The 24461-nt window shown below is 64.4% G+C and carries 27 protein-coding genes; 16 read left to right on the plus strand and 11 right to left on the minus strand.

Translation table 11 applies throughout. The annotated features are described in order from the left end of the window. Positions 1-2: 2 nt before the first annotated feature. The 9 genes from purQ to truA are packed head-to-tail and all read right to left on the minus strand — an operon-like array spanning position 3 to position 7753. Positions 3-695, minus strand: coding sequence for a phosphoribosylformylglycinamidine synthase subunit PurQ (purQ, locus tag Q7S20_00620; protein ID MDO8500328.1), 693 nt, complete (start codon positions 693-695; stop codon positions 3-5). Continuing rightward, positions 692-949 carry a phosphoribosylformylglycinamidine synthase subunit PurS gene (purS, locus tag Q7S20_00625; GenBank protein MDO8500329.1) on the minus strand — a complete coding sequence of 86 codons (258 nt, stop codon included), beginning with the start codon at positions 947-949 and terminating at the stop codon, positions 692-694. Before purS ends, purQ begins: the two co-directional genes overlap by 4 nt. Next, a complete protein-coding gene (gene pssA, locus Q7S20_00630) occupies positions 946-1902 on the minus strand; it encodes a CDP-diacylglycerol--serine O-phosphatidyltransferase (GenBank protein ID MDO8500330.1) in 957 nt (318 codons plus the stop codon). The genes purS and pssA overlap by 4 nt, the downstream gene beginning before the upstream one ends. Beyond that, a complete protein-coding gene (locus tag Q7S20_00635) occupies positions 1899-2552 on the minus strand; it encodes a phosphatidylserine decarboxylase family protein (GenBank protein MDO8500331.1) in 654 nt (217 codons plus the stop codon). The genes pssA and Q7S20_00635 overlap by 4 nt, the downstream gene beginning before the upstream one ends. Then, complete coding sequence (locus tag Q7S20_00640) at positions 2549-3508, minus strand: phosphoribosylaminoimidazolesuccinocarboxamide synthase (GenBank protein MDO8500332.1); 960 nt, start codon at positions 3506-3508, stop codon at positions 2549-2551. The genes Q7S20_00635 and Q7S20_00640 overlap by 4 nt, the downstream gene beginning before the upstream one ends. Further along, a complete protein-coding gene (purB, locus tag Q7S20_00645; GenBank protein ID MDO8500333.1) occupies positions 3508-4935 on the minus strand; it encodes an adenylosuccinate lyase in 1428 nt (475 codons plus the stop codon). Before purB ends, Q7S20_00640 begins: the two co-directional genes overlap by 1 nt. After that, complete coding sequence (locus tag Q7S20_00650; protein MDO8500334.1) at positions 4936-6321, minus strand: trypsin-like peptidase domain-containing protein; 1386 nt, start codon at positions 6319-6321, stop codon at positions 4936-4938. It lies immediately after the preceding gene. Continuing rightward, entirely contained in the window at positions 6318-6980 is a 663-nt protein-coding gene (locus Q7S20_00655; GenBank protein MDO8500335.1) for a transaldolase family protein, read from the minus strand. The genes Q7S20_00650 and Q7S20_00655 overlap by 4 nt, the downstream gene beginning before the upstream one ends. Then, positions 6977-7753, minus strand: coding sequence for a tRNA pseudouridine(38-40) synthase TruA (gene truA, locus Q7S20_00660; protein ID MDO8500336.1), 777 nt, complete (start codon positions 7751-7753; stop codon positions 6977-6979). The genes Q7S20_00655 and truA overlap by 4 nt, the downstream gene beginning before the upstream one ends. Positions 7754-7921: 168 nt before the next feature. Here truA and Q7S20_00665 point away from each other — a divergent pair, with 168 nt between their 5' ends. Both Q7S20_00665 and trpD read left to right on the plus strand, forming a co-directional pair. Beyond that, positions 7922-8821, plus strand: coding sequence for a hypothetical protein (locus Q7S20_00665; protein ID MDO8500337.1), 900 nt, complete (start codon positions 7922-7924; stop codon positions 8819-8821). 17 nt (positions 8822-8838) lie between these two features. Beyond that, on the plus strand, positions 8839-9885 hold the full coding sequence (gene trpD / locus Q7S20_00670) for an anthranilate phosphoribosyltransferase (GenBank protein MDO8500338.1): 1047 nt from the start codon (positions 8839-8841) through the stop codon (positions 9883-9885). Here trpD and lexA read toward each other — a convergent pair. After that, positions 9882-10490, minus strand: a complete 609-nt coding sequence (lexA, locus tag Q7S20_00675) for a transcriptional repressor LexA (GenBank protein MDO8500339.1) — start codon at positions 10488-10490, stop codon at positions 9882-9884. The genes trpD and lexA overlap by 4 nt on opposite strands. Before the next feature lie 52 nt (positions 10491-10542). On the opposite strand from lexA, the gene Q7S20_00680 reads away from it, so the two are divergent. Genes Q7S20_00680 through Q7S20_00735 form a run of 12 tightly spaced genes read left to right on the plus strand, consistent with a single transcriptional unit; the run spans position 10543 to position 20606 of the window. Then, complete coding sequence (locus Q7S20_00680; protein MDO8500340.1) at positions 10543-11400, plus strand: indole-3-glycerol-phosphate synthase; 858 nt, start codon at positions 10543-10545, stop codon at positions 11398-11400. A gap of 22 nt (positions 11401-11422) precedes the next feature. Continuing rightward, positions 11423-12073, plus strand: a complete 651-nt coding sequence (locus tag Q7S20_00685) for a phosphoribosylanthranilate isomerase (GenBank protein ID MDO8500341.1) — start codon at positions 11423-11425, stop codon at positions 12071-12073. Between the two features lie 28 nt (positions 12074-12101). Continuing rightward, positions 12102-13289: a tryptophan synthase subunit beta gene (gene trpB / locus Q7S20_00690; protein ID MDO8500342.1), complete on the plus strand. Its 1188-nt coding sequence runs from the start codon at positions 12102-12104 to the stop codon at positions 13287-13289. Continuing rightward, positions 13286-14974, plus strand: coding sequence for a HEAT repeat domain-containing protein (locus Q7S20_00695; protein MDO8500343.1), 1689 nt, complete (start codon positions 13286-13288; stop codon positions 14972-14974). The genes trpB and Q7S20_00695 overlap by 4 nt, the downstream gene beginning before the upstream one ends. Next, entirely contained in the window at positions 14967-16433 is a 1467-nt protein-coding gene (locus tag Q7S20_00700; protein MDO8500344.1) for an HD domain-containing protein, read from the plus strand. Before Q7S20_00695 ends, Q7S20_00700 begins: the two co-directional genes overlap by 8 nt. Beyond that, positions 16402-17199 carry a tryptophan synthase subunit alpha gene (gene trpA, locus Q7S20_00705; protein ID MDO8500345.1) on the plus strand — a complete coding sequence of 266 codons (798 nt, stop codon included), beginning with the start codon at positions 16402-16404 and terminating at the stop codon, positions 17197-17199. The genes Q7S20_00700 and trpA overlap by 32 nt, the downstream gene beginning before the upstream one ends. A gap of 4 nt (positions 17200-17203) precedes the next feature. Further along, positions 17204-17566 carry a dihydroneopterin aldolase gene (locus Q7S20_00710; GenBank protein ID MDO8500346.1) on the plus strand — a complete coding sequence of 121 codons (363 nt, stop codon included), beginning with the start codon at positions 17204-17206 and terminating at the stop codon, positions 17564-17566. After that, complete coding sequence (gene folK, locus Q7S20_00715; GenBank protein MDO8500347.1) at positions 17563-17979, plus strand: 2-amino-4-hydroxy-6-hydroxymethyldihydropteridine diphosphokinase; 417 nt, start codon at positions 17563-17565, stop codon at positions 17977-17979. Before Q7S20_00710 ends, folK begins: the two co-directional genes overlap by 4 nt. Further along, a complete protein-coding gene (panB, locus tag Q7S20_00720; GenBank protein MDO8500348.1) occupies positions 17972-18790 on the plus strand; it encodes a 3-methyl-2-oxobutanoate hydroxymethyltransferase in 819 nt (272 codons plus the stop codon). Before folK ends, panB begins: the two co-directional genes overlap by 8 nt. A 1-nt stretch (position 18791) precedes the next feature. Continuing rightward, positions 18792-19649, plus strand: coding sequence for a pantoate--beta-alanine ligase (panC, locus tag Q7S20_00725; GenBank protein ID MDO8500349.1), 858 nt, complete (start codon positions 18792-18794; stop codon positions 19647-19649). Next, entirely contained in the window at positions 19636-20181 is a 546-nt protein-coding gene (locus Q7S20_00730) for a hypothetical protein (protein MDO8500350.1), read from the plus strand. Before panC ends, Q7S20_00730 begins: the two co-directional genes overlap by 14 nt. Beyond that, positions 20178-20606 carry a LytR C-terminal domain-containing protein gene (locus tag Q7S20_00735; protein ID MDO8500351.1) on the plus strand — a complete coding sequence of 143 codons (429 nt, stop codon included), beginning with the start codon at positions 20178-20180 and terminating at the stop codon, positions 20604-20606. Before Q7S20_00730 ends, Q7S20_00735 begins: the two co-directional genes overlap by 4 nt. On the opposite strand, the gene rlmN is transcribed toward Q7S20_00735, so the two are convergent. Then, the gene (gene rlmN, locus Q7S20_00740) at positions 20535-21635 is read right to left on the minus strand and encodes a 23S rRNA (adenine(2503)-C(2))-methyltransferase RlmN (protein MDO8500352.1); all 1101 of its coding nucleotides are present in this window, start codon (positions 21633-21635) and stop codon (positions 20535-20537) included. The genes Q7S20_00735 and rlmN overlap by 72 nt on opposite strands. An 80-nt stretch (positions 21636-21715) precedes the next feature. Between rlmN and aspS the strand changes: the two genes are divergently transcribed. Beyond that, on the plus strand, positions 21716-23512 hold the full coding sequence (gene aspS / locus Q7S20_00745; protein ID MDO8500353.1) for an aspartate--tRNA ligase: 1797 nt from the start codon (positions 21716-21718) through the stop codon (positions 23510-23512). Further along, the gene (locus Q7S20_00750) at positions 23505-24458 is read left to right on the plus strand and encodes a PhoH family protein (protein ID MDO8500354.1); all 954 of its coding nucleotides are present in this window, start codon (positions 23505-23507) and stop codon (positions 24456-24458) included. The genes aspS and Q7S20_00750 overlap by 8 nt, the downstream gene beginning before the upstream one ends. Positions 24459-24461 lie beyond the last annotated feature (3 nt).

Genomic DNA, 24461 nt, shown 5'->3' on the forward strand with positions numbered 1-24461 from the left:
GCTCAGGCCGCAACCCGCGCCAGCACGGACTCGAACAATGGAAGCCCGTCACGCGATCCGAGGAGCGTGTCGAGCGCGCGCTCCGGATGGGGCATCATGCCAAGAACGTTGCCCTCGGAGCTGACGATTCCGGCGATGCCGTTCGCCGAACCGTTGGGGTTGCCGGTATCCGTGGGATTCCCTGAATCATCCACGTACCGGAAGACCACCCGGTTGGTGCCCTCGAGCTCATCGAGCGTGGACGCGTCGGCAGTGTAGCGGCCGTCGCTGTGTGCGATCGGCAGCCGGATGAGCTGGTCGCGAGCGTACGCGGCCGTGAACATGGTGTCGGCGTTCTCCACCCGCAGCGTAACCATCGCGGATATGAACTGAAGAGAAGCGTTTCGCAGCAGCGCTCCGGGAAGGAGTCCTGCCTCACACGCAATCTGGAAACCGTTGCAGATGCCGATGACTGGCCCGCCCTTTCGCGCGTGAGCGGCGACCTCCCGCATCACGGGACTGAACCGGGCGATGGCTCCCGCGCGGAGATAGTCGCCATAGCTGAATCCACCGGGCAGGATGATGACATCGGCGCCCTGAAGATCGTGGTCCTTGTGCCAGATGTAGACGGCTTCCTCGCCAAGCGAATCAACGACAGCGTGATACGCGTCGTAATCGCAGTTGGATCCGGGAAAGGTGACGACGCCGAACTTCATCTTTCGGCTGCCGATTCGATCTCGAAGTCTTCCGTGACGGGGTTGCCGAGCAGCCGCTCGCACATTGCGCGAACAGAAGAGGCCGCATCCTCCGCGCTCGCAGCCTCGGTCTCGATCACAATATGTCGGCCGACGTGCACCTCGCGGACACCTTCGAATCCGAGCGAATGGAGTGCGCCTTCGACAGCTTTGCCCTGTGGATCGAGGATGCCGCGGCGAGGTGTGACGTGAACTGAAACCTTGTAGGCTTTCACTTGTCTCCGTCTCCACCGGGCCGCGGTGGGAGTCCGTGCGATGGGTTGTTACGGGGATAGGGCCGCCGGCGTCTCCGGCGTCGGTGCTCCTGTTCCTGATCGGGGGTGATGTCGGCGGCGGCGATCCGAACGTCGGGCTCGAGCTCCTCGTCGGAATCCGAGATCACTGCCACATCACCGCGTGGTTTGCGCCCGATCAGGCCGAAATAAACCGTTTTTGCGACGCCGTAGACGACATAGACCACGAGCGCCGGAAAGTAGAACTGCTTTCGGAGCACGATCATCCCGATGACCGTGCCGATGACGACGAGCGATCCCATGATCTCGCTGATCTTCCTGAATCCGACCGTGGGGACTGCGGGATACGAGACGTTGCTGATCATCAGGAAAGCGAGCGCGAGCATCAGGAAGCGAAGCCAGAAGTGCCATGGCAGGTCGCCGAGCACGGTCTCGTTGTACAGCGTGCTCTGGCTGAACCAGTAGTACGTCGCCAGAGTCATTCCGGCGGCGGGGCTTGGCAGCCCATGGAAATACCGCTTGGCGCGCCCGGCCTGCTCGACGTTGAATCGCGCGAGGCGGATCGCCGCGCACAGGACGTAAAGGAAGGGAATCAGCCACTCCCATCCCTCACGATTCAGGACGGCGAAGTACATGATCATCGCCGGCGCGAGGCCGAACGTGATCACGTCCACGAGCGAATCGAGCTCCGATCCGAAGCGCGTACCGCTCCCGGTCGCTCTCGCAATGCGTCCATCGAGCGCGTCGGCCACGCCGCCGAGGACGATCAGCAATCCGGCGAAATCGAACTGGCCTCGCGACGCCGACACGATCGCGAAAACGCCGCAGAACAGGTTGGCAAGCGTGAGCCCGTTCGGCAGCACCACGACTGCGCGCCTCAAGCGGCGTGGCGGCCCGACATCCCGTCGTGCAAGCCGGTCGTCGGTAGCGCTCATGGCGACGGGAACTCGGCCAGCACGGTCGTGCCGGCGGTGGTCAGCTCTCCGAGCCGCGCGCGAAGCTTCGCGTCCGTCGGAATGAACACGTCAACGCGCGATCCAAACCGGATGATGCCCATCCGCTCGCCCTGTCTCACCTGCTGTCCGTCACGGCTGTAGGTAACGATGCGCCGGGCGATGAGCCCGGCGATCTGGCGCACGAGGATGCGGTACTGGCCCGATTCGATGCCGACTGAACTCTGTTCGTTCTCGAGACTCGATTTCTCGGCGGCGGCGTTCAGGAACTTGCCCTTGTTGTAATGGACGTACCGGACGACGCCGTCCACCGGATAACGGTTCACGTGAACGTTGAACACGTTCATGAAGATTGACAGGCGTGTCGCGCGGCCTCCGATGAAAGCCGGCTCCTCCAGCTCCGTGATCATTATCAGCCTTCCGTCGGCGGGTGCGACGACGATGTTCGCGCCGCGCTCCCCGGTCCGTTCGGGATCGCGGAAGAAGTAGGCGACGCACAGCGCTATCACGGTCACGATGAGGGCCAGAAGCCACAACGCCCATGACCGCCGCGCCAGCGCGAGCGCGAATACCGCCACGGCGGCAGCGACGGCGATACCGATGAAAGGATATCCTTCGCGGGCGAAGTTCAATTGAATGCTCCGGGAGCGAGCGGCGCGAGGGTGAGACGGCGGAAAATCTCCAGATAGCGCTCGCTGGTGGCGTTTACGACATCTGGCGGAAGAGGTGGAGGAGGGCTCTCGCCGTCCCAGCGGCCGGCGCGCCTCTCGCCATCGAGATAATCACGCAGCGGCTGCTTGTCGAAGCTGGGCTGTGGCCGGCCGGGCCGGTAGAGATCGGCGGGCCAGAAACGGGAGCTGTCCGGTGTCAGCACTTCGTCCACTAATATAACACGCGACGAATCGAACTCGTCTCCACGCCTGGCGTCTTCGGCAGGCGGAAGATACCCGAATTCCAGCTTGGTATCGGCAATGATGATGCCCCGTTCAGCCGCCACCGCGTTTCCGAATTCGTAAACGGAGCGTGTCAGCCGCTCCAGCTCGGCGGTTTCGCTCCGGCCGATCGCGGACTCCATGCGGAAAATCGAGATGTTTTCGTCGTGTCCCGCTTCGGCCTTGGTCGCCGGGCTGAAGATCGGCGAGGGTAACCGCTCGGATTCAGTGAGACCTTCCGGCAGCGGCTCGCCGGCGAGTGTCCCGCGTTCCGCGTATTCTTTCCAGGCCGAGCCCGAGATGTATCCCCGGATGACGCACTCGACGGGGAATACGTCGGCCCGGCGACACAGCATTGATCGTTGGTCCAGCTCAGGGGCGAACAGGGCGAGCGAAGGAACCTGATGCAGAATATCGGCAAGAGTCGCGCTGATCATGTGATGTGAGAGGCGGCTCTCGAGTTGCCGGAGCCACCACGCGGTGATCTGAGTGAGGACCGCGCCTTTTCGGGGAATCGGCTCCGCCATCACGACGTCGAACGCGCTCACTCTGTCGGTCGCGACGAGCAGAACCCTCTCGCGGTCAACCTCGTAGACGTCGCGGACTTTGCCCCGGCGAAGGAGACGGAGGGGCAGGTCGGTCCGCGTGACAGTCATTAGACCCGTATCTCTTCTTCGGCGGGCAAGGCCGGCGCACCGGCGAGCACGGGCTCGATGACCCCAGCGAGAAACTCGTCCACCTGTTCAGCGGCTCGACCGGTGTACTGCGAAGGATCGGCGAGAAGACCAAGATCCTCCCGCGAAAGCCCGAGCTCGGGATCCTGTGCGAGACGGTCGAGCAGGTCGTTGGTCGGCGCGCCGTCCTTGAGCGCGCGTGCCGCGGCGATCGAGTGGCGCCGGATCACCTCATGAGCCGCCTGCCTGTCGCCGCCGCCTTCCACCGCCCGGACGATCATCTTCTCCGTCGCCATGAAAGGCAGCTCGGCGTCAATGCGCTGGCGAATGCGCGACGGGTGCACCTCGAGGCCCGCTGCGACATTGGACATCAGGATCAGGATGGCATCCGCTGCAAGAAACGATTCCGGTATGACGAGGCGCCGGTTCGCGCTGTCGTCGAGCGTGCGCTCGAAGTACTGCACGCTGTGCGTCTGATTCGCGTTCCCCTCGACGGAAAGCACGAAACGCGACAACGCGTTGATGCGCTCGGAGCGCATCGGATTCCGCTTGTATGCCATCGCTGATGAGCCCACCTGCTCCTGCTCGAACGGCTCTTCGATCTCGCCGAATGACTGCAGCATACGCACGTCGCCCGCGAATTTGGCCGCGCTCGCGGCAATGCCGCTCACCGCGGAAAGAACGCCGGCGTCGATTTTTCTCGTATAAGTCTGACCGGTCACCGCCAGCGAGGCGGAGAAATCCATCCGCGAAGTGACCATGCGATCGAGATGTAACACCGCGGCGTGGTCGCCGCGGAGAAGCTCGAGGAAAGTCGCCTGCGTTCCCGTCGTGCCCTTCACGCCGCGGAATGGCATCGCGGCGCGACGATAATCCACGTCTCTCAGGTCCAGAACGAGGTCCTGCATCCACAGCGTCGCCCGCTTTCCGACCGTCGTCAGCTGTGCGGGCTGGAGGTGGGTGTAGCCGAGGGTCGGCTCGGCACGCCATTCGCGCGCGAAGGCGGACAGGGAGCGGAGCACGCCGAGCAGCCGGCCGCGCAGGAGCTCGAGCCCCCGACGCATCAGGATCAGGTCGGCGTTGTCCGTGACGTAGGCACTTGTCGCCCCGAGATGAATGAACGGCTTGGCGGCAGGCGCGACGTCGCCGAAAGCGTGGACGTGAGCCATGACGTCGTGACGGAATCGCCTCTCGTATGCGGCAACCGCGTCGAAATCAATGTCGTCGAGATGCTGGCGCATCTGCTCGATCGCTTCGGCGGGAATATCAACGCCGAGCTCGCGCTCAGCCTCGGCGAGAGTGAGCCATAGTCTGCGCCACAGCCCGTAGCGGGTGCGCGCCGACCACAGCTCGAGCATCGCTCGCGACGCGTAACGGCCGGCGAGAGGGGACGTCCAGGTATCGTGCATCTATTGAATCACGAACTCAGTGGTGTACACCCGGCCCTGCCGCTCGATGTACATGACGATGCCGCCCCGGCCGGCGTAGTAGTCGAGCGCCCGGGCAGCCGATTCGGCGTCCGCGACGGGCACGCGGTTGATTTGGAGAATTACGTCGCCGGCCTGAATTCCGAGCTGGTCGGCGACGCGCGGCGATACCGCCTGGACGAGCGCTCCGTTGGCGCGCCTGATATTGCGCTCGGCGCGAATGGCGGGAGTGAGCGTCACGAGCTGAATCTCGCGAAGGACAGTGACCTTCGGAGCGTTGAGCTCGGGCAGATCGGCAACGCGCACATTGACCCTTACTTCGCGATCGCCCCGTCGCAGGATGAGGGGCACGTCGTCGGTGACGCGCAGCTCGAGCCGCTCCGCTTCCCAGTCATATGCGCTGTGAATGGCTCTGTCACGCGATTGAACGAGTATGTCGCCCGGCTGTATCCCCCCGCGCGCCGCCGGTGAACCCGGCACTACCGAGCTGATCGCAACGCCGCGCGTCTGCACATTCGATCCTCCGGCCGGCGGAGTCACGAGCTTGATTCCCACCCACGGGCGGCGGATCACGCCGTGCGCGAGAAGGTCTTCGGTCACGCGCTTGGCGCGATTGATGGGAATCGCGAATCCGAGCCCGATCGACCCGCCGCTCGGAGAATAGATGGAGCTGTTGACTCCGATCACCTCGCCCAGCGCGTTGACAAGCGGCCCTCCGGAATTGCCAGGGTTGATGGAGGCGTCCGTCTGGATCATGTCCACGTAGACGCCGGCGCCGCCGCTTTCCGCGGCAAGGTTGCGTCCCGTCCCGCTCACCACGCCGGCGGTGACGCTCGGCTCGGTGTTGGCAAGAAGGAATCCAAAGGGACTTCCAATCGCGATCGCCCATTCGCCAATGAGAAGATTGGATGAGCTTCCAAGCGGGGCGACGGGCAGGTTCTTCGCGTCGATCTTGATGACGGCGAGGTCGTTGGTCTCGTCCGCTCCGAGCAGCCGGGCCGTATACCGCGTGCCGTCGCGCAGCGCGACGGAGATCCTGGTGGCACCGCTGATTACGTGAGCGTTGGTGACGATGACACCGTCTTCGCGGACGATGAATCCTGACCCGAGTCCCGACGATGCGCGGCGTCCCGATCTGCCGCCGAAGAACTGCTCGTAGAAATCGGCTGGCACCGCTTCCACCATCTCTGTTTGAACGGTCACGACCGCTGGGGACACTCGCGCCACCGCGGACGTGATGGCTGTCCGGCGCTGGCCGGATATCTGTGCCGTCTGATCCGGGGGAAGCTGGGTCGCCTGGGCGGAGGGCAGCGAATCGCCCTTGCACGCCGCTGCTGCGACCGTGGCGATGACGAATGCGAATCTCATCTGTCGGTAGTCGGCCTCGGGCGCCTGCTCAGGCTGTTGAGAAAACGATCGAGGCTGCGGTCGGTGAGCGGGTGCAAGAGCAGCGACTGAAGCACATCCGGGCGCATCGAGATGATCTGTGCTCCGGCGGAGATGCATTCCGTGAACTGGGCGCTCGTCTGCGGTGACGCGACCATCACGTCGCACTCGCACTCGCTTGCTTCCAGAAGCGAGCGGATCTCGGAGACGGCATCGGCGCTCGTCTGCCCCTGCGCCTCGAGATCGTGGAGCGAGACGCGGACCATGGACGCGCCGGCTTTCGCGGCGAGGACAGCCTGCGCTCCGTTGAACACGAAATTGGCGCAGATGCCGACGCCCTCGAGACTCAGCCGATGCATCGGCACGATGGCGTCCTCGACGAGCGGCAGCTGAACGATAATGTGGTCGGAGATCTTCGCCAGCTCGCGAGCCTCGCGGTACATGTCGGCACCGTTTACCGCCGCAACCTCGATGCAGATCGGGATGGCGAACTCCTGCGCTACGGCTTCGATCAGCGCACGGCCATCGGCGGATTCGCTGCCGGCGTACGCCGAATCAGACATGACAACGCCGTCCGCCAAGCCAGCCTCGACGGAACGCCGGATTTCCTGTAATGAAACGCTTTCAATAAAAATGTTCATGCGTCCGCCAGATAGAGTGCCTGAGGGTATTCTACGCTTTCCAGATACAGGCCGTGCGACGGTGCCGGCGGAGAAACTTCCCGGTTGTCATCCGCCGCGAGAAGCCTGCTCATGACCGCGAGCTCTCTGCGACCCGCGGCGATGTCGAGCATCGTGCCCACCAGGAATCTCACCATGTGGTGCAGAAAACGGTTCGCGCGAACAACGAAGGTGAGCCCGCCCTCCCGCTCGACCCACATCGCTTCAGTCACGACGCAGCGGTGATCGTCGGTGGCAGGCGCCGTGCCCTTTACCGCGAATCCCCGAAAACAATGATCGCCCGTCACGAGCGCCGCGGCCGCGTCGAGCATCGCCCGGTCGATCGGCCGTCTCCACACCAGCTCGCGCCGGCTTCTGAAAGGACTTTCGGCATCAGTATCGGTCCCCACGAGGTACCTGTACGATCGGGACAGCGCGCTGTATCGCGCGTGGAAGTCGTCGCGCATCGCCATCGCTCTCGCCACTCTCACGTCCGGCGGAAGAACTGCGTTCAGCGCCCGCCTCAGCTCCGGTGGGGTCCATTTCGCTGGAACGCGAACTCCCGCTGCCTGGCCAAGGGCATGAACTCCGGCGTCGGTTCGACCGGCTCCGAGCACCGCGATGTGGCTTCCGCAAAGGCGCTCCATCGCGTCCTCGATCACTCCCTGAACCGTCCTCGCATCGGGTTGCCTCTGCCAGCCAGCGAACAGCGCGCCATCGTACTGTAGAACGAGCTGCACCGTCCGCGATTCCATTGTTCAAGTTATCGCTGTCCGGTACTCGCGGCAAACGACCACCCGGCGCATCTGCTGGGCGCTCGTCTTCGCGTCAGGGCGCGCGCGAGAACGTCGGCCGGCGTTGACATTGATATCGGCACAGGTGAAACTCGATGACGTACCGATCCGTACCCGAAGCTCTCCTCAATGGCCCCTCGAACTCTCGCTACGCTCGCAACAGTGCTTTCTGCAGCCCGTGACGCGGACGCGGCGCTTACGCTGATTCAGCACGAAGCGACTGATATCGAGCGCGCAGCGCAGTTGGTGCTCTTCATCTGCGATTCGCGACGCCAGCTCATCACCGAGCGCCTGAGCCCGGTCGGCGACGTCGTGGCGCGCACGCCGCTCAATGTTTCGATCGACCAGCTGCCGGCACCGATTCGCAGAGCGCTGAGCTCGGGCGCGTCGCTCGTCGATTTCGGCGCCGAATCCGATGACTACATGAAGCTCCTCGGAGTGAATCCGCAGCAGCAGGGAGGGATTCTCTCCGTTCGCGGTCTGTCGCTCGACGGAGAGCTCTCCGGCTTCATGGCACTCTACGAGCCGCGGCGGCGATTCGGTCCGCGCATCGTCGAGCGACTCGCTCCGGCGCTCGATCTCTTCGCACTCGCCTTCGAGCGCATCGCGGAGCATGAAGCCCGCTTCGAAGCGGTCCGCACGCTCGAGGAACTGACGCGCAACATCCACTCGGAATACAACCGGGCGCTGAAGCAGCTCAAAGCGGAGCTGGAAGACGCGAAGAGCGCATGCGCAAATCCGGGAGCTCGAGAGGCCGCGCGCATCGCCGAGCTCGAGCGCCTCGTCGCCGACGCGAACGATGAGATCCAGAGGCGCGCCGAGCGACTGCACGCCGTCGAAGACCAGGTGTCGCAGGCGGTGGGGCGCCTCGAACAGGCGCACGTGGATCTGCACACGCAGACAGAGCTGGTGCGGGCGCACGCCAACGTCATCTATCAGATCGAGCGTGCGCTGGACGAGACCGACGGTGCACCTGCCCCGACGGAGGCGCTGAAGAAAGTCAGGGCCTCGCTCGCCTCGCGGCAGTAGCCCGCTCGCGACACCGCGTGACGAGTCCTCTGCCCGAGTCGGCGCTGCAAGCCGCAATCACCAGGCTCGCGCACCATCAGCCAATCTCCGCCGATGATGCGTTCGAAGCGTTCGGAGTGGTGATGCGCGGCGAGGCTTCGGCGATTCAGATAGCTGCCCTGCTCGCCGGACTTCGCGTCAGGGGGGAGACATCGGACATCGTGGCGGGCGTCGTGCGCGCGCTCCGGGAAGTCATGGTGCGACTGCCGTCCGCTCACCCGGAAGAGCTCGTGGACACCTGCGGAACTGGTGGCGGTGCGGTCGCGACTTTCAACATCTCCACCGCCGCGGCCCTGCTCGCAGCCGGGGCGGGGGTGCGGATCGCCAAGCACGGCAACCGCTCCTTCACGTCGCGCTGCGGCAGCGCGGACGTCCTCGAGGCGCTCGGTGTCGCCATGGATGCGCCATTGTCCACGATGGAGTCGGCGCTGGAAAAGGCCGGCATCGTTTTCATGTATGCGCCGATGATGCATCCCGCCATGCGGCACGTGGGACCGATAAGACGCGAGCTCGGAATTCCAACCGTGATGAACGTCGTGGGACCGCTGGCGAACCCGGCCGGCGCTGCGCGCCAGGTCGTCGGTGTCGCCGATGCCCACCGCGTGCCAATCCTCGCCGGCGCGCTGGCCGCCTTGGGCTCCCATCACGCGATGGTCGTGCACGGCGAGCCGGGTCTCGACGAGATATCGCCGCTCGGCATCACGCGCGTCGTCGAGATCCGGAACGGGGCAACGCAGGAATGGAGCATTGACCCGTCGGAATACGGCCTCGAATCCGGCGATCCGTCGGAGCTGGCGGGGGGTGATCCAGCCGACAACGCGCGCATCGTGCGTGACGTGCTCGGCGGCGGCGGAACCCGCGCCGCCCGCGCGGCGGTGATGCTGAACGCGGCGGCCGCCATCTACGTCAGCGGCCGTGTAAAGGACTATGCGGATGGAATCGCTTCTGCGCGAGCTGCGCTGGAAGCAGGGAAGGGCCTCGAAGCCCTCGAGCGGCTCCGTGCCGCCTATTCAGTTGCGACCTAGCAGCGCCTCAGCACGCCGACGACGATCCCCTGAATCGAGATGTCGTTTTCGTGCACGTAGATCGGCGCCATCGCTTCGTTCGCGGGCTGCAGCCTGATCCTTCCATCCTTCTCGCGGTAGAGCTTCTTCACCGTCGCCGACGTTCCGTCAATCAGCGCGATGACCATCTCGCCGTTGTCGGCGCTCTGCCGCTCGTTGACGATGACAAAATCCCCATCGCGGATCTGCTCGTCGATCATCGAGTTGCCGCGGACACGGAGTACATAATGATTCCCGCCGCGGCGCACGAAATCGTCGGGAACCGAGATCATCTCCTGCGACTGGATCGCCTCGATCGGCATGCCCGCCGCAACCGAACCCATCAGCGGTAGCTGAAGCGCGCGCGGATAAATATCCGATGGAAGCACTTCGATCGCGCGGCTCTCATTGTATTCGCGCTTGATGTAGCCCTTGCGCTCCAGGTTGCTCAAGTGCTCGTGGACAGTCGCCAGCGAGCTGTAGTTGAAGCGCGCGGCAATCTCCTCGAAGCTGGGGGCGTAGCCGTTCTCGCCCGAATACTCTGTGAGGTAAGTAAGTATCTCACGCTGGCGCTTGGTGACCGACATATCTTTCCCGTGATGAAGGGTCCTGAGTAAGCCCGGCAGCCAAACCGAACATTTGCCGAATTCGAAGATTATCCGAACAACTCCCGAAGCGCAAGGAGATTCGGCGTGGAAGCCTCCCGCCGGAACCCTCGGCGAACTCGTACGCCTGGCATGGCAGCGGGTCGCCCGTCTGGAGAGCGGCGCCGGCGCGATAGACAGCGAGGCCACGGTACACCTTGCCAGGCCTTCCCTGCGCCATGCCCTCACTGGAGCACACGTCGGCGTGATCGCCGAGATCAAGCGCAGCTCGCCGTCGAGGGGAGCGATCAATCCCGGGCTCGACAGCGCGCGGCAAGCGCGCGCGTATTCCGATGGCGGTGCGGTGGCGATATCGGTTCTCACCGAGCCTTCGGCTTTCGGTGGAAGCGACGAAGACCTCGGTATCGTGCGCTCGGCCGTCGGTGTGCCGCTTCTCAGGAAAGACTTTCACGTCAGCGAATCACAACTCGTCGAGGCGCGTCGGCTCGGCGCGTCGGCGGCGCTCGTGATCGTCAGAGCCATCGAACCATCCCGGCTTCGATCGCTTGCGCAAGCCGCGCGTGATGTGTCGCTCGAGCTTGTCTTCGAGATTCGCGATGAGATTGAGCTCGATCGGGCGCTCGGCGCCGGCGCCGAAATCATCGGCGTGAACAATCGCAATCTCGAGACGCTCGAGATTGATCCGCACACGGTGAAGAGGATCGTGCCGCTGATCCCGCCCGAATGTGTGGCAATCGCGGAAAGCGGGTATTCGACGCGCGATCAGGTCGTGGAGGCGGCGCGGGCCGGCGCCGACGCGGTCCTCGTCGGGTCGTCGGTATCCGCATCGCCCGATCCGGCTGCGGCCGTGGGGGCACTTGCCGACGTGCCAAGACGTCCGCGTACCCGGTGAGCCCGACACCCACAGCGCCACAATGACGAAGATCAAGTTCTGCGGGATCACCCGCCCTGTAGATGCCGAGGTCGCGGCGTCGCTCGGCGCTTCACACGCCGGTGTGATCTTCGCCGAGAGTCCGAGGCGCGTGACTCCGCTCCGTGCACGGGAGATCTTTGCATCAGCCGGACAGCTGAAGCGGGTTGGCGTCTTCGGCCACGCCAACGCTGGAGAAGCTCTACGGGCAGCGCGCGATGCCGAGCTGGACGTGATGCAGTTGCACGGGTCGTTCGGGCCGGATGACCTCGCGCGGATGCGCGACGATTTCGAGGGCGAGCTATGGCCCGTGGTCGCGATCGACGAATCGCACGGAGCTCTGCCGCCCGGGTGGGACGAACTTGTGGATGTCGCCGACGCGATCCTGCTCGATACGAGGGTGCGGGGCGCGAGCGGCGGCACAGGCCGCACCTTCGACTGGATGGCGATCGCGCCGAAGATCCGCGACGCGGGACTCCTCGTTCCAACCGTCCTCGCCGGCGGATTGACCCCTCTGAACGTGGGCGCCGCAATAGCCGCCCTGGCCCCGGCGATAGTGGACGTCTCATCGGGCGTGGAAGCGGCACCGGGGATAAAGGATGCCGCTCTGATGCGCGCTTTTGCCGATGCGGTACGTTCCGCGTCTATAGTATGACAGGCTTTGCCGGCCAGCCATGAATTCAATGACCTCGATGCGATCAAACGACAGATTCGGAGAGTACGGGGGACGTTATGTCCCCGAGACGCTCATTCCCGCTCTCGACGAGCTGGACGCGGCGTTCGACAGCGCCATGGCGGATCCATCCTTCGTCCGGTCCGTGGACGAAATGCTGTCCACCTATGTCGGGCGACCGTCGCCTCTCAGCAGCGCGCCGCGTTTCTCGGAGAAGATCGGAGCCGAGGTCTACCTGAAGCGCGAGGATCTGAATCACACCGGCGCGCACAAGATCAACAACACCGTCGGGCAGGCGCTGCTCGCGATGCGCATGGGAAAGCGGCGGATCATCGCCGAAACCGGCGCCGGCCAGCATGGCGTCGCCACCGCTACGGTCTGCGCGCGTTTCGGGCTCGATTGCACGGTTTACATGGGCGAGGAGGACATGAGGCGTCAGGCCCTCAATGTCTATCGCATGCAGCTGATGGGCGCGCGTGTCGTTCCCGTCACGTCGGGAACGCGGACGCTCAAGGACGCGACCAGCGAGGCGATCCGGGACTGGGTGACGAACGTCAACGACAGCTATTACATCATCGGCTCTGTCGTCGGCCCTGCTCCGTATCCGCGCATGGTCCGCGAGTTCCAGGCGGTGATCGGCCGGGAGGCGCGCGAGCAGATGCTCGCGACGGCCGGACGCCTGCCGAATACTGTCGTGGCCTGCGTCGGTGGCGGTTCGAACGCCATGGGGATCTTCCATCCGTTCGAAAGCGATGTCGCGGTCGAACTGGTGGGAGTCGAAGCCGCGGGACATGGTCTCGAGACTGGTGAGCATTCCGCGTCTCTGCTGAGAGGCCGGCCCGGTGTTCTGCATGGCACTCTCAGCTATCTCCTTCAGGACGAAGGCGGCCAGGTGCACCCGGCTCACTCCATTTCGGCGGGTCTCGATTATCCGGGAGTGGGGCCGGAGCACGCGTTCCTCAAGGATTCCGGCCGCGCGACGTATGTAGCCGTCACCGACGAGGACGCACTCCGCGGGTTCGCCATGCTCAGCCGCCTCGAGGGAATAATCCCCGCGCTCGAGACGTCGCACGCTGTCGCGTGGGTTGCCGATAACGCGTCCCGCTGGAGCCGCGATGACGCGGTTCTCATCTGCGTCAGCGGTCGCGGAGACAAGGACATGGCGCAAGTCGCCGAGCTGGGGTTCCTGGACAAGTGACGGGATCGCCTGCTCTGGAGAACGATCTCGAGCTGCCGGAGCCGCCATTTCCGCCGGCGCTCGTCGGCGATCTGTTGCGCGCGTTCAGCAGGGCGGTGCGCGCGCATCAGCTGTATCTGCCCAATAACCCGATGCATGCGCGCGCCCTCGACGCCATGAAGGACGCGTTCCTGACTGTGTGGCGTGAGACCGATTCGGTGAGTCTTCAGATCACGGAAGCCGATCTGCGCTGGTTCGGCAGGCCGCTTCTTGAAGAGCCGGATCGGACGTCCGACAGCATTCCGTGGCTGTTCTACAAGGACGGCGTGCGCGAGCTGGTGTTCCGGAGCGGCTTCGAAGCGGAGGAGCTCCTCATCCTCCTGACGCTGATGCAGAGGGCCCGTCTCGCCTCGGCCGACGACGACGATCTGCTCACTCTCCTGTGGGAGCACGACTTCACGTTTCTCGAGTACAGGTACGTGGAACTGGGACTGCTCAGCGGCACGCCGCTCGATTCGGTTCGCGGAGAGATTCCAGAGAAGATCGTGTCGCCGGGTGAGGTCGAGAACGAGGCGCATGTGCTCGCGTCGTCGTCCATAACGAGGATGGACGATTACGATTCCACTCTGTATTTCCTCGACGATCACGAGATCGAGTATCTGCGAGACGAAGTGCGCCGCGACTTCGGAATGGATCTTCGGGCGGAGGTCGTCGCGTCTCTTCTCGACACCTACGAGCAGGAGACCGATCCCACCGTCCGCGAGGAGATCGCGGGAATCCTCGACGACCTTTTCCTGCTGTTCCTGTCGCTGGCGCAGTTCCGGAGTGCGGCGTACCTGATTCGCGAGGCGGCGGTGACGGCGAATCGCGGGCGTGACATTCTGCTGGGACAGCGCCAGCGCCTCATGCAGCTCGCCGACCGGCTGAGCGACGGGAAAGTCCTCGAGCAGCTCCTCGAGGCGCTCGAACAGACAACGCTTCGCCCGCCGCAGAACGACCTCCACGAGCTTTTCGGCCAGCTCAAGTCCGACTCGCTCGAGACAGTGCTTGCATGGATCGGACGCAGCCGCAACGCCGAGCTGCGCGCGCTGCTCGAGAGTGCCGGGTCGAAGATGGCCGCGGCACACACGGCGGAGCTCGTCCGGCTCATATCGTCGGACGACGATGTCGTCGCATTCGAAGCGATCCGGCGTGCCGGCGCGATGAAGGCAAGCGCCGCGGTATCCGCTCTGGCCGGAACCATCGAGCACGGGAGTCCGGAAATGCGGCTCGCTGGTGTCGCCGCGCTCTCGGATATCGGCTCGCCGGGCGCGATGCAGGTTCTCGAGCGTGCGCTTCAGGATGAAGATCGCGACATCCGCATCGCGACGGTCAAGGTGCTGGGTGCGCGGAATCACTCCGCTGCAGCGCGTGGCATCGAAAGCCATCTGCGAACGAAGATGCTTCGCGAGAGCACCCTTGCCGAGAAGATGGCGTTCTTCGAGACCTACGGAACGCTGTCCGGTGACGCCGGAGTTCCGCTTCTTGCAGACATTCTCAACAAACGCCGCCTCCTCGGCGGGCGCGAGGACGGAGAGTTGCGTGCGTGCGCAGCGATGGCGCTTGGGAAGATCGGCACCGACATGGCGATGAAGGCGCTGCAGAAGGCGCTCGCCGACAGGGACGTCATAGTGCGCAACGCGGTCAGTCGAGCGGTCCGTGGCTAGCCCGCTTCGTGCCGAGCCGCGCGTCCCAGCGCAGGATCCCGCGAGCGCGGCGTATCTCCGCAAGCGCGGGAGCGATTTCATCATTTCGCTCTACGGGACTCTTCGCGCGATCAGGCTGTACCCGGTCGAGCACACCGCCGTTAAGAAGACGCTGGCGGAGCTGGCGCAGATCAGCCGCGAGATACAGGAGCATGAGCGCGAGCTCGAGCTGCGGATCTCGGGCGAGTTCCTGTTCATCAATGCTACGCGGCTGCGGCTCGACCTCACGAATTACGTGACCTTTGGATACCTGGTGCGCGTGTGCCGCGCTGCCGGAGTCGGCGCGATCCGCGTGCATCACGCCGTGGCCCGCGACTGGCTGGTGCTGCTGTCTGTTCTCGACGCGCAAACGTCGCTCGATCCAGCCGACCGGCTGGCGGAGATAACCACCCACCTCGGGCAGACGGGCGTGAAGGAGCTCGAGCTCGGTCATCTGGTGGATAACGACGACCGGGATTATTCGGAAGAGGCGAAACAGGCTGCGAGCCGCACGTACAACCAGTCGGTAGCCGTCACACGCGAGGTCATCAATTCTGTTCGCATGGGACGCACTCCGAGTATCCGGCGAATCAAGCGCGTCGTTCAGGGCATCGTGGACCAGATCCTGAACGAGGAGACCTCGCTGATCGGTCTGACGGCGATTCGCGACTACGACGAGTACACGTTCACGCACAGCGTCAACGTGTGCATCTTCGCAGTTGCCCTCGGACGCCGGCTCGGCCTCACGAAGCTGCAGCTATTCGACCTCGGACTGTCGGCGCTGATGCACGACATCGGAAAATCGCGCGTGCCCCTCGGGTTGACGCACAAGTCCGAGCAGCTCTCGGAGGACGAGTGGCACCAGATCGCGGCGCATCCGTGGTTGGGAGTTCTCGTGCTCTTCCAGCTTCGCGGCCAGCAGGAGGACGTATCATATCGCGCGATGACTGTCGCATACGAGCACCACATGCGCACCGATCTGAGCGGCTACCCGAAGCCGGTGCGGCCGCGCGCAATGAGCATGACGAGCAAGATCGTCGCTGTCGTGGATGCGTACGATGCGGCGACGACGAGGCGCGTCTACCAGACGATACCGTACGCTCCGTCGGCGGTCCTGCAGGAGATGCGTGACAATCCGAGACGCGGAATGGACCAGATAGTGGTGAAGGCGTTCATCAACCTTCTCGGCATCTATCCGGTCGGTACGCTCCTGGTTCTCGACACGTTCGAGCTGGCCATCGTCACGGCGGCAAATCCGCGTCCTGAAGCGCTGTCGCGGCCGCTGGTTCGAATCGTCAGCGACGCGAATGGAAATACACTGCATCCGGCACCCGAAATTGACCTTGCGCAGCAGGACGTCAACGGCGAGTATCCCCGCACGATCATCAAGACGGCGGATCCGGGCAGGTATGGCATCATCGTTGGCGACTATCTCGTCTAACAGAATCGGTAGAAAGTTCGAGCGCCTGCGCGCGGAAAAGCGCAAGGCGCTCGTCTGCTACGTCACGGCTGGCCACCCCGATTTCGAGAGGTCGCTGGATCTGATGCGCGGTCTGGAACAGGAAGGCGTAGACGTCATGGAGGTCGGCGTGCCGTTCTCCGACCCCATAGCCGACGGGCCCGTGATCCAGCAGAGCTCCCAGCAGGCGCTTGCCCTCGGCATGAGCCTCGAGCGGACACTGGACCTGATCGAGCGAGCGCGCCTCGAGATTCCGGTCGTGCTTTTCACATACCTGAATCCGCTCCTCGCGTCTGGCCCCGACGTTCTGACACGGGCCCGCGATGCGGGCGTGGACGGAATCCTGCTGACCGACCTGCCCGTCGGAGCAGATCCCGCGAGAGAGCACTGGCTCGGCTCGAGCGACCTGGCCTACATCCGGCTGGTGGCGCCCACGACGCCCGTCGAGCGGATGCGCGAGATCGCACGCAACGGCTCAGGGTTCGTCTATCTGATAAGCCGTCTTGGTGTCACCGGCGCGCGAACCGATGTACCGCCGGAGCTCCCGGAGACCGCTGCGCGCCTCCGTTCGGCGACGGATCTTCCCATCTGCATCGGATTCGGAGTATCCGGCCCGGAGCAGGCCCGGACGGTTGCCGGGATCGCCGACGGAGTCATCGTTGGAAGCGCCCTCGTGAAAGCGGCCGGAGAGAGTATTGACCGCGCCCTCGAACTGACGCGCACGCTTCGGCACGCACTGGACAACTAGGCCGATGGATCTGCAACACATAGTGACGCTCCAGGCGATGCGCTTTCACACGCACATCGGCGTCCTCCCACACGAGGCGGAGATCGCGCAATCCATAGAGGTGGACGCCTCGGTATGGGTCACTCGCGCGGACACCGCACACGGCTTCGAAGGGATTCTCGATTATCGGCAGCTCTACGATCTCGTTGCCGGAGTCGTCGGAACCGGCCACATTCGTTATCTCGAGGATCTCGTCGAGGGCGTGGCCGCGAAGGCGCTCGAGATGAACGGGGTCACGCGGGTGAAGGTGAGTGTGAGAAAGCCGCACGTGGCGCTGCCGGGACCGGTGATGTACGCGGAAGTAAGCCTGGAACGCACGCGAGGATGACGGACGTGGCCTACATCGCGCTGGGATCGAATCTCGGAAACAGGGAGCTGGCGCTGTCCAAGGCTCGAGCCGCGATCGCGGCGATTCGTGACACACGCCTCATCGTGGCAACGGAGATAGAGGAGACCGAGCCGATCGGACCCATTCCACAGGGGAAGTATCTGAACCAGATGGTCGCGGTATCCACGACGCTTCCGCCGAGAACACTGCTCGCCGCGCTGCACCGCATAGAGCGCGCGGCCGGACGTGTGCGGGCCATTCGATGGGCTCCGCGTACGCTCGATCTCGACATCGTGATGATCGAGGGAAAGGAGTATGCCGACGAAGCGCTCGTCGTTCCCCATCAGGAGCTTCCAAGTCGCGAATTCTGGCAGCGGCAGCTCGCGCAGCTGCGGGAACTCACCAATGACTGATGCGCCGGACGCGGGACGCAAGGTGACGATCCGGGACGTCGTCCGGATGAAGCGCGACGGCCGGAAGCTCGTCGTCGTGACGGCCTACGATGTTCTCTTCGCAAAGCTCGTGGACTCGGCCGGTGTCGACATCGTGCTCGTCGGAGATTCGCTCGGCAACGTCGTCGCCGGATTTGACACCACGCTGCCGGTGACCATGGACCAGATGATCTATCACGGCGCCGCGGTGAGACGGGGAGTGAAGCGCGCGCTGCTTGTGGTGGACATGCCGTTTCTCAGCTACCAGTCGAGCGAGGAGGCTGCGGTCCTCAATTGCGGTCGTGTGCTTCAGCAGACGGAAGCCGATGCGGTGAAGGTGGAAGGCGGAAGCGAGCAGATGGTGAAGACCGTGCGGCGTCTCACTGACATCGGCATTCCAATCGTCGCGCACCTCGGCTTTACACCGCAATCGGTACGTACGCTGGGCATGAGGGTGCAGGGACGGGAAGCAACCGATGCGGACCGGATGGTCGAACAGGCTCACTCGCTCGAGGACGCAGGAGCATTCGCCATCGTGCTCGAGCTGATTCCCTCGGATCTCGCGCAGCGTATCACCGAGTCGGTGGCGATCCCGACGATCGGCATCGGCGCCGGGCCGCATTGCGACGGACAGGTGCTCGTGCTGCCGGACCTGCTCGGACTGAACGACGGCTTCGCGCCGAAGTTCCTCAAGAAATACGCGGATCTCGCGGGGTCGGTGAGAGACGCCGTGCAGCGATACGGGGAAGAAGTCAGATCAGGTCAGTACCCCGATGCAGAGCACAGCAATTAGCATGGTGGTTGTCACGGCGATCGCGGATGTTCGGAACGCGGTCGCGAAAGCCCGCGAGAGCGGCGCCCGCGTCGGCTTCGTGCCGACCATGGGTGCGCTGCACGACGGACACGTAAGTCTCGTCGAGCGCGCAAAGCGGGAAGCGGATCTGACGGTGATGAGCATCTTCGTGAATCCCCTGCAGTTCGCCCCCACGGAGGATCTCTCCCGCTACCCGCGTCCGGTGCAGGAAGACGAGCGGCTCGCGGCAGACGCGGGCGTGGATATTCTCTTCAGGCCGGATGTGGCGGACATGTATCCGCCGGGCCGCGTCATCCTGGTGACTGCTGGAGATCTGGGGAGCGACTGGGAAGGCAAGAGCAGACCCGGACATTTCGACGGCGTTCTGACTGTCGTGACGAAGCTGTTCAACATCGTGCAACCGGATTTTGCCGTTTTCGGACGCAAGGATCTGCAACAGGCGGCGCTCGTGCAGGCGCTCGTGCGCGACCTCGACATGCCCATCTCGATAGTCGTGTCGCCCATCGTGCGCGAGAGCGATGGCCTCGCGATGTCGAGCCGTAACCGCTACCTGAGCGTCGCGGAGCGGAACCAGGCGACGATACTCAGCACGGCCCTGCACTCGGTGAAGCAGGCTTTCGCCGATGGCGAACGTGACACTCCCACACTCGAGGCCATTTGCCGGAGGGTTCTCGCTTCTGCAAGCGAGGTGCGACCGGACTACGTGGCGGTGGTGGACCCTGCGACCTTTCGCCGGTCGCCCCGCGCCGAGCCGGGATTCGGCGCCATCTTGGCCGCCCGCGTCGGCGGAACACGGCTCATAGATAACGTGACACTCGGATCGAATGATCAGGACTGACTCGAACGGGCTCCCGCTCTGGGCCTGCGTCGGCAACAAGCGGCTGGCGCACATCGAGCGCGCGACGTCACTGCTGCGCGCGTGGGGCGCGGCGATGCGGCTCAGCGCAGACGAGGCGAATGCGTGGATCGATGCCGGGTCATGGCATGACTCGCTTCGTGACGCCCCGGAGGATCGGTTGCGCCAGATCACTGGCGACTACGAGACGCCGGCAGCGCTCCTTCACGGGCCCGCCGCGGCCGTTCAGCTCGAGGCTGACGGAGAGAAACGGCGCGGCGTTCTGGGCGCAATACGATATCACACCATCGGCTCCCCGGACTGGGATCGCACCGGAAAGGCACTGTACATGGCCGACTACCTGGAGCCGGGCAGGAAGTTCTCCAGGGAGGACCGGTTTTTCCTGGCGGCGCAGGTGCCCCATTCGTTCGACGCGGTATTTCGTCAGGTCGTGCGCTTCCGTCTCGACTGGTCCGTGCGCGAGGGCAATCACATCTTCCCCGAGACAGTCGCCCTCTGGAATAGCCTGAGGTGAAAATCGGCAGGTGGATCCTCCTCGCCCTCGTTCTCGCGGGTGCGGGGGTCTTCGCGTGGCGCCGCTATGAGCGCGTGGCAATCTCTCCGACGCTCACGAAGCAGGAATCGCCGGAAGTGCTGGTGCCGCCCGGCGTTCGCATCAAGGTCGAAGTGCTGAACGCCACCAGGGTGCGCGGCCTCGCGCGCAAAGCGACGATGTATCTCCGCGATCGCGGCTTCGATGTGGTAGCCGTCGGGACTGCCCCGGAGCAGCGGACCGCCACGCTCGTTCTCGACCGATCGGGCCATCCGGAGTGGGCCAGGCTCGTCGCGCTGGCGTTCAACGCGCGCGCGGAAGCCCGGCCCGACAGCTCACGCTACCTGGATGTCACTGTTCTCGTCGGCGGTGACTGGCGTCCGCCGCTTCTGCCTTTCTACCCGTAGCTGGCCACACGCCGCGGCGATGTCCTTGCCGCGGCTTTTTCTTATCGCGACTTCGACGCCCTTCGATCTGATCGCGCGGGCAAAAGCCGCGATTCCCTGCGGAGTGGTCGGGACGAAATCGCCCGCGCCGCCAGCGTGCAGTGGGATGAGGTTCACGAATGCCTTGCATCGGCGCGCGAGCTCGGCCAGCTGCACGGCGTGGGACGGCTCGTCGTTCACGCCGTGAAGCATCACGTACTCGAACGTCACGCGGCGGTCGAACACCCGCGCCGCCTCGATCACCTGCGCCAGCGGGTACTTGGTGTTGATCGGCATCAGCGTGCGCCGCACGGCGTCGGATGGAGCGTGGATTGATATGGCGAGCCGGAATTGTTCGCGCCGCTCGCCCAGCGCGACGATTCCGGGAAGCACGCCGACAGTGGACACCGTGATGTGCCTCGCTCCGATGCCGAATCCCTTCGCGTCGTTGAGTATGGTCAGCACAGGATCCACCGCTTTCCAATTCATCAGCGGCTCGCCCATTCCCATGAAAACGATGTTCGTCGGCTGGCGTCCGGTGAGAAGCGTCACTTCGCGAACCTGTCCCGCGATTTCGGAAACGCGCAGGTTGCGCGAGAAGCCCATCGCGCCAGTCGCGCAGAATGAACATTGCAGCGCGCATCCGGCCTGCGATGAGATGCATAGCGTGAGTCGGGTTCCTTCCGGAATCGCGACGGTCTCGATGTGCTCCCCGTCCGAGAGGCGAAAAAGAAACTTCTCCGTGCCATCGGTCGAGAGCTGGCGCGCGGCAAGACCGAGTCGCGGAATTTCGAACTCCTCCTCGAGCTGGTCGCGCATTCCACGCGGCAATTGCGCCATCGCCTGAAAGCTCTCCCGGGGATCTCTCCACAGGTGTTGGAGGACCTGCTCGGCGCGGTATGCTGGCTCGCCATGGCGCGCGGCGAACGACCGCAGGGCGTCATCCGCATCGCCCGGCAGCATGTCCAGCAGATTGATCCGGCTTTTCGCGGGTGCCGAGGCGTTTGTCACGGGTCCCGCTCCTTCCACCAAATGTATGTCACTACTAAGTTTAACCCCTTACGACCTCTTCCAGGTAACCCATCGAATTGGTGACCCAACCGGATGTATTCGCGACCCAGCTGAGGCCGGGAGGACTGGCCGGAGCCCTGAGGGCGAGCGGCGCGGGTGAGCTGGTGACGGTCGCGGGCTGGGTACACCGCGTGAGAAATCTCGGCGGACTCGTATTCGTAGATCTCCGCGATCGCGCCGGATTGCTCCAGGTATCGTTCAATCCCGAGTGGACCGGCGAGGCCGCGATCTCCGCGGCGACATCGCTTGGCCAGGAGTACGTGATCCAGGTCAGTGGAAGGATCGCTCTCCGTCCGGAAGAGATGCGCAACGCCGACATGCTGACGGGTGATATCGAGCTCCAGGCGACGGATCTCACCGTGCTTGCGACTGCGGCAACACCGGCGATACCGGTCGCGCGGGGAAAGGGCGAGAAGCTGGCCGCAGAGGATCTTCGACTGCGCCATCGCCATCTGGATCTGCGCAGGCCGGAGCTCCAGCAGAATCTTCTGCTGCGGCATCGCCTTCAGCAGACTACGCGGCGTTTTCTGGATGAGCGCGGGTATCTCGAGATCGAGACGCCCATTCTCACCAAGCCGACGCCCGAAGGCGCGCGCGACTATCTCGTTCCGAGCCGCGTGCACGCGGGCGAATTCTACGCCTTGCCGCAGTCTCCTCAACTGTACAAGCAGCTGCTCATGGTGTCCGGATTCGACCGGTACTTCCAGATCGCGCGCTGTTTCCGCGACGAGGATCTTCGTGCCGACAGGCAGCCCGAGTTCACGCAGATAGATATTGAGGCGTCCTTCGTTGGGCCGGAAGACATTTTTGCGCTGACCGAAGGACTCCTTGCGGCGCTCTTCCGTGATGCCGGCGTCGAGATTCCAGCGAAGTTTCCGCGAATGACGTACGCCGACGCGATGGAGAGCTACGGCTGCGATCGCCCCGATCTGCGATACGATCTCCGCATCTTCGACGCGACGGAAGCGTTTCACGGTGCGGATTTTGGAATCACGCGAGGCGCCATCGAAGCGGGCGGACGGGTCCGCGGAATCCGCATTCCCGGAGGAGCGGCGCTGTCGCGCAAGCAGGTGGACGAGATCGAGCAGGTTGCAAAATCCGGCGGCGCGTCCGGGCTGCTTCGGGTGAAGAACGCCGGAGGCGTTCTGGAAGGCCCGGCCGCCAGGTTCCTGACAGAAGCGGGCGCGGCTGTGCTCGGTATCGCGGACGGCGAGCTGTGCCTGATGGTCGCCGGACCCGATGAGATCTCGAGCGTTGCGCTCGATCGGGTCAGACAGGACGTCGCCCGCCGCCTCGGTATGATTCCCGCCGATCGCGTCGAGCTCCTGTGGGTGACCGAGTTCCCGCTCTTCGGCGTTGACGCTGGTACCGGCGCGCTGTCGGCCGTCCACCATCCATTCACAGCCCCCAACCCCGCCGATCTCGACCGTCTCGATTCGGACCCGCGTTCCGTCCGCGCACTGGCGTATGACGTCGTGATGAACGGCACGGAGCTCGGCGGCGGCAGCATTCGCATTCACGATACCGGGATGCAGCAGCGCATACTCGGCAAGCTCGGCATAGGCGGCGACGAGGCGCGGTCGCGATTTGGATTCCTGCTCGAGGCGCTCGCGTCGGGCGCGCCGCCGCATGGCGGGATCGCGTTGGGATTCGACCGCATCGCCATGCTTCTCGCCGGCGCGCAATCGCTGCGCGAAGTGATCGCGTTCCCCAAGACGACTGCGGCGCGCGCCTTGTTCGAGGGCGCGCCGACTCCGGTGAGCCCGGAGGACCTCTCTGACCTGCACCTGGAGCTCCGCTCTGCCACAAGTGACTGAAGAACCGATCGTCCAGCGTCTCTCCACCGAAGGCGCCGACATGCTCACTCTCGCCGGTGTCAACGACGCCAACCTGATCGAGCTGTCGAAGCAGAGCGGAGCGAAGATCGCGCTCCGCGGTGACACGCTGACCATCTCCGGCTCCCACGACGCCGTGAATCGCGCGCGGCCGATCGCCAAGCGGATGATCGAGACGGCGCGGCAGCAGATGGAGCTCACCGCCGACGACGTGCTGCGGATGAGCATAGACACTCCGCGCGATGGAAACGGCGTGGAGGACCTGCAGCGCATCGTGCTGCCGGGCATTCGCAAGGTCATCCAGCCCAAGACGAGCGGGCAGCGCGAGTATCTCAAGCTCATCGCGGAAAACGACATCGTCGTCGGAATCGGCCCGGCGGGAACGGGCAAGACCTATCTCGCGGTCGCGGCGGCGGTGGATGCGCTGTCGCGAAAGCGCGTACGGCGGATCGTGCTGGCGCGACCGGCCGTCGAAGCGGGAGAGAGTCTGGGGTTCCTTCCCGGCGACCTGCAGGCGAAGGTGGATCCGTACCTTCGGCCGCTCTACGACGCGCTCGAGGACATGATGCCGCCGGAGCGCGTGCAGAAGGCGCTCGAAACGCGCACCATCGAAATCGCACCGCTCGCCTATATGCGCGGGCGCACGCTCGACGACGCGTTCGTCATTCTCGACGAGGCGCAGAACGCCACCAACGCGCAGATGAAGATGTTCCTCACCCGACTTGGGGTTAACTCGCGCACCGTCATTACCGGTGACAAGACGCAGATAGACCTTCCGCGCCGCGAGGACTCGGGTCTCGTCCAGATCGAGCGCATTCTCCCCGGAATTGACGGCATCGGCTTCCACTACCTGACCGATTCCGACGTCGTGCGTCACCGCCTCGTTCGCAAGATCATCAAGGCGTACGCCGACGACGCCGGTAACTGACCG

It is taken from the genome of Gemmatimonadaceae bacterium, assembly GCA_030647905.1.
GTDB lineage: Bacteria > Gemmatimonadota > Gemmatimonadetes > Gemmatimonadales > Gemmatimonadaceae > UBA4720.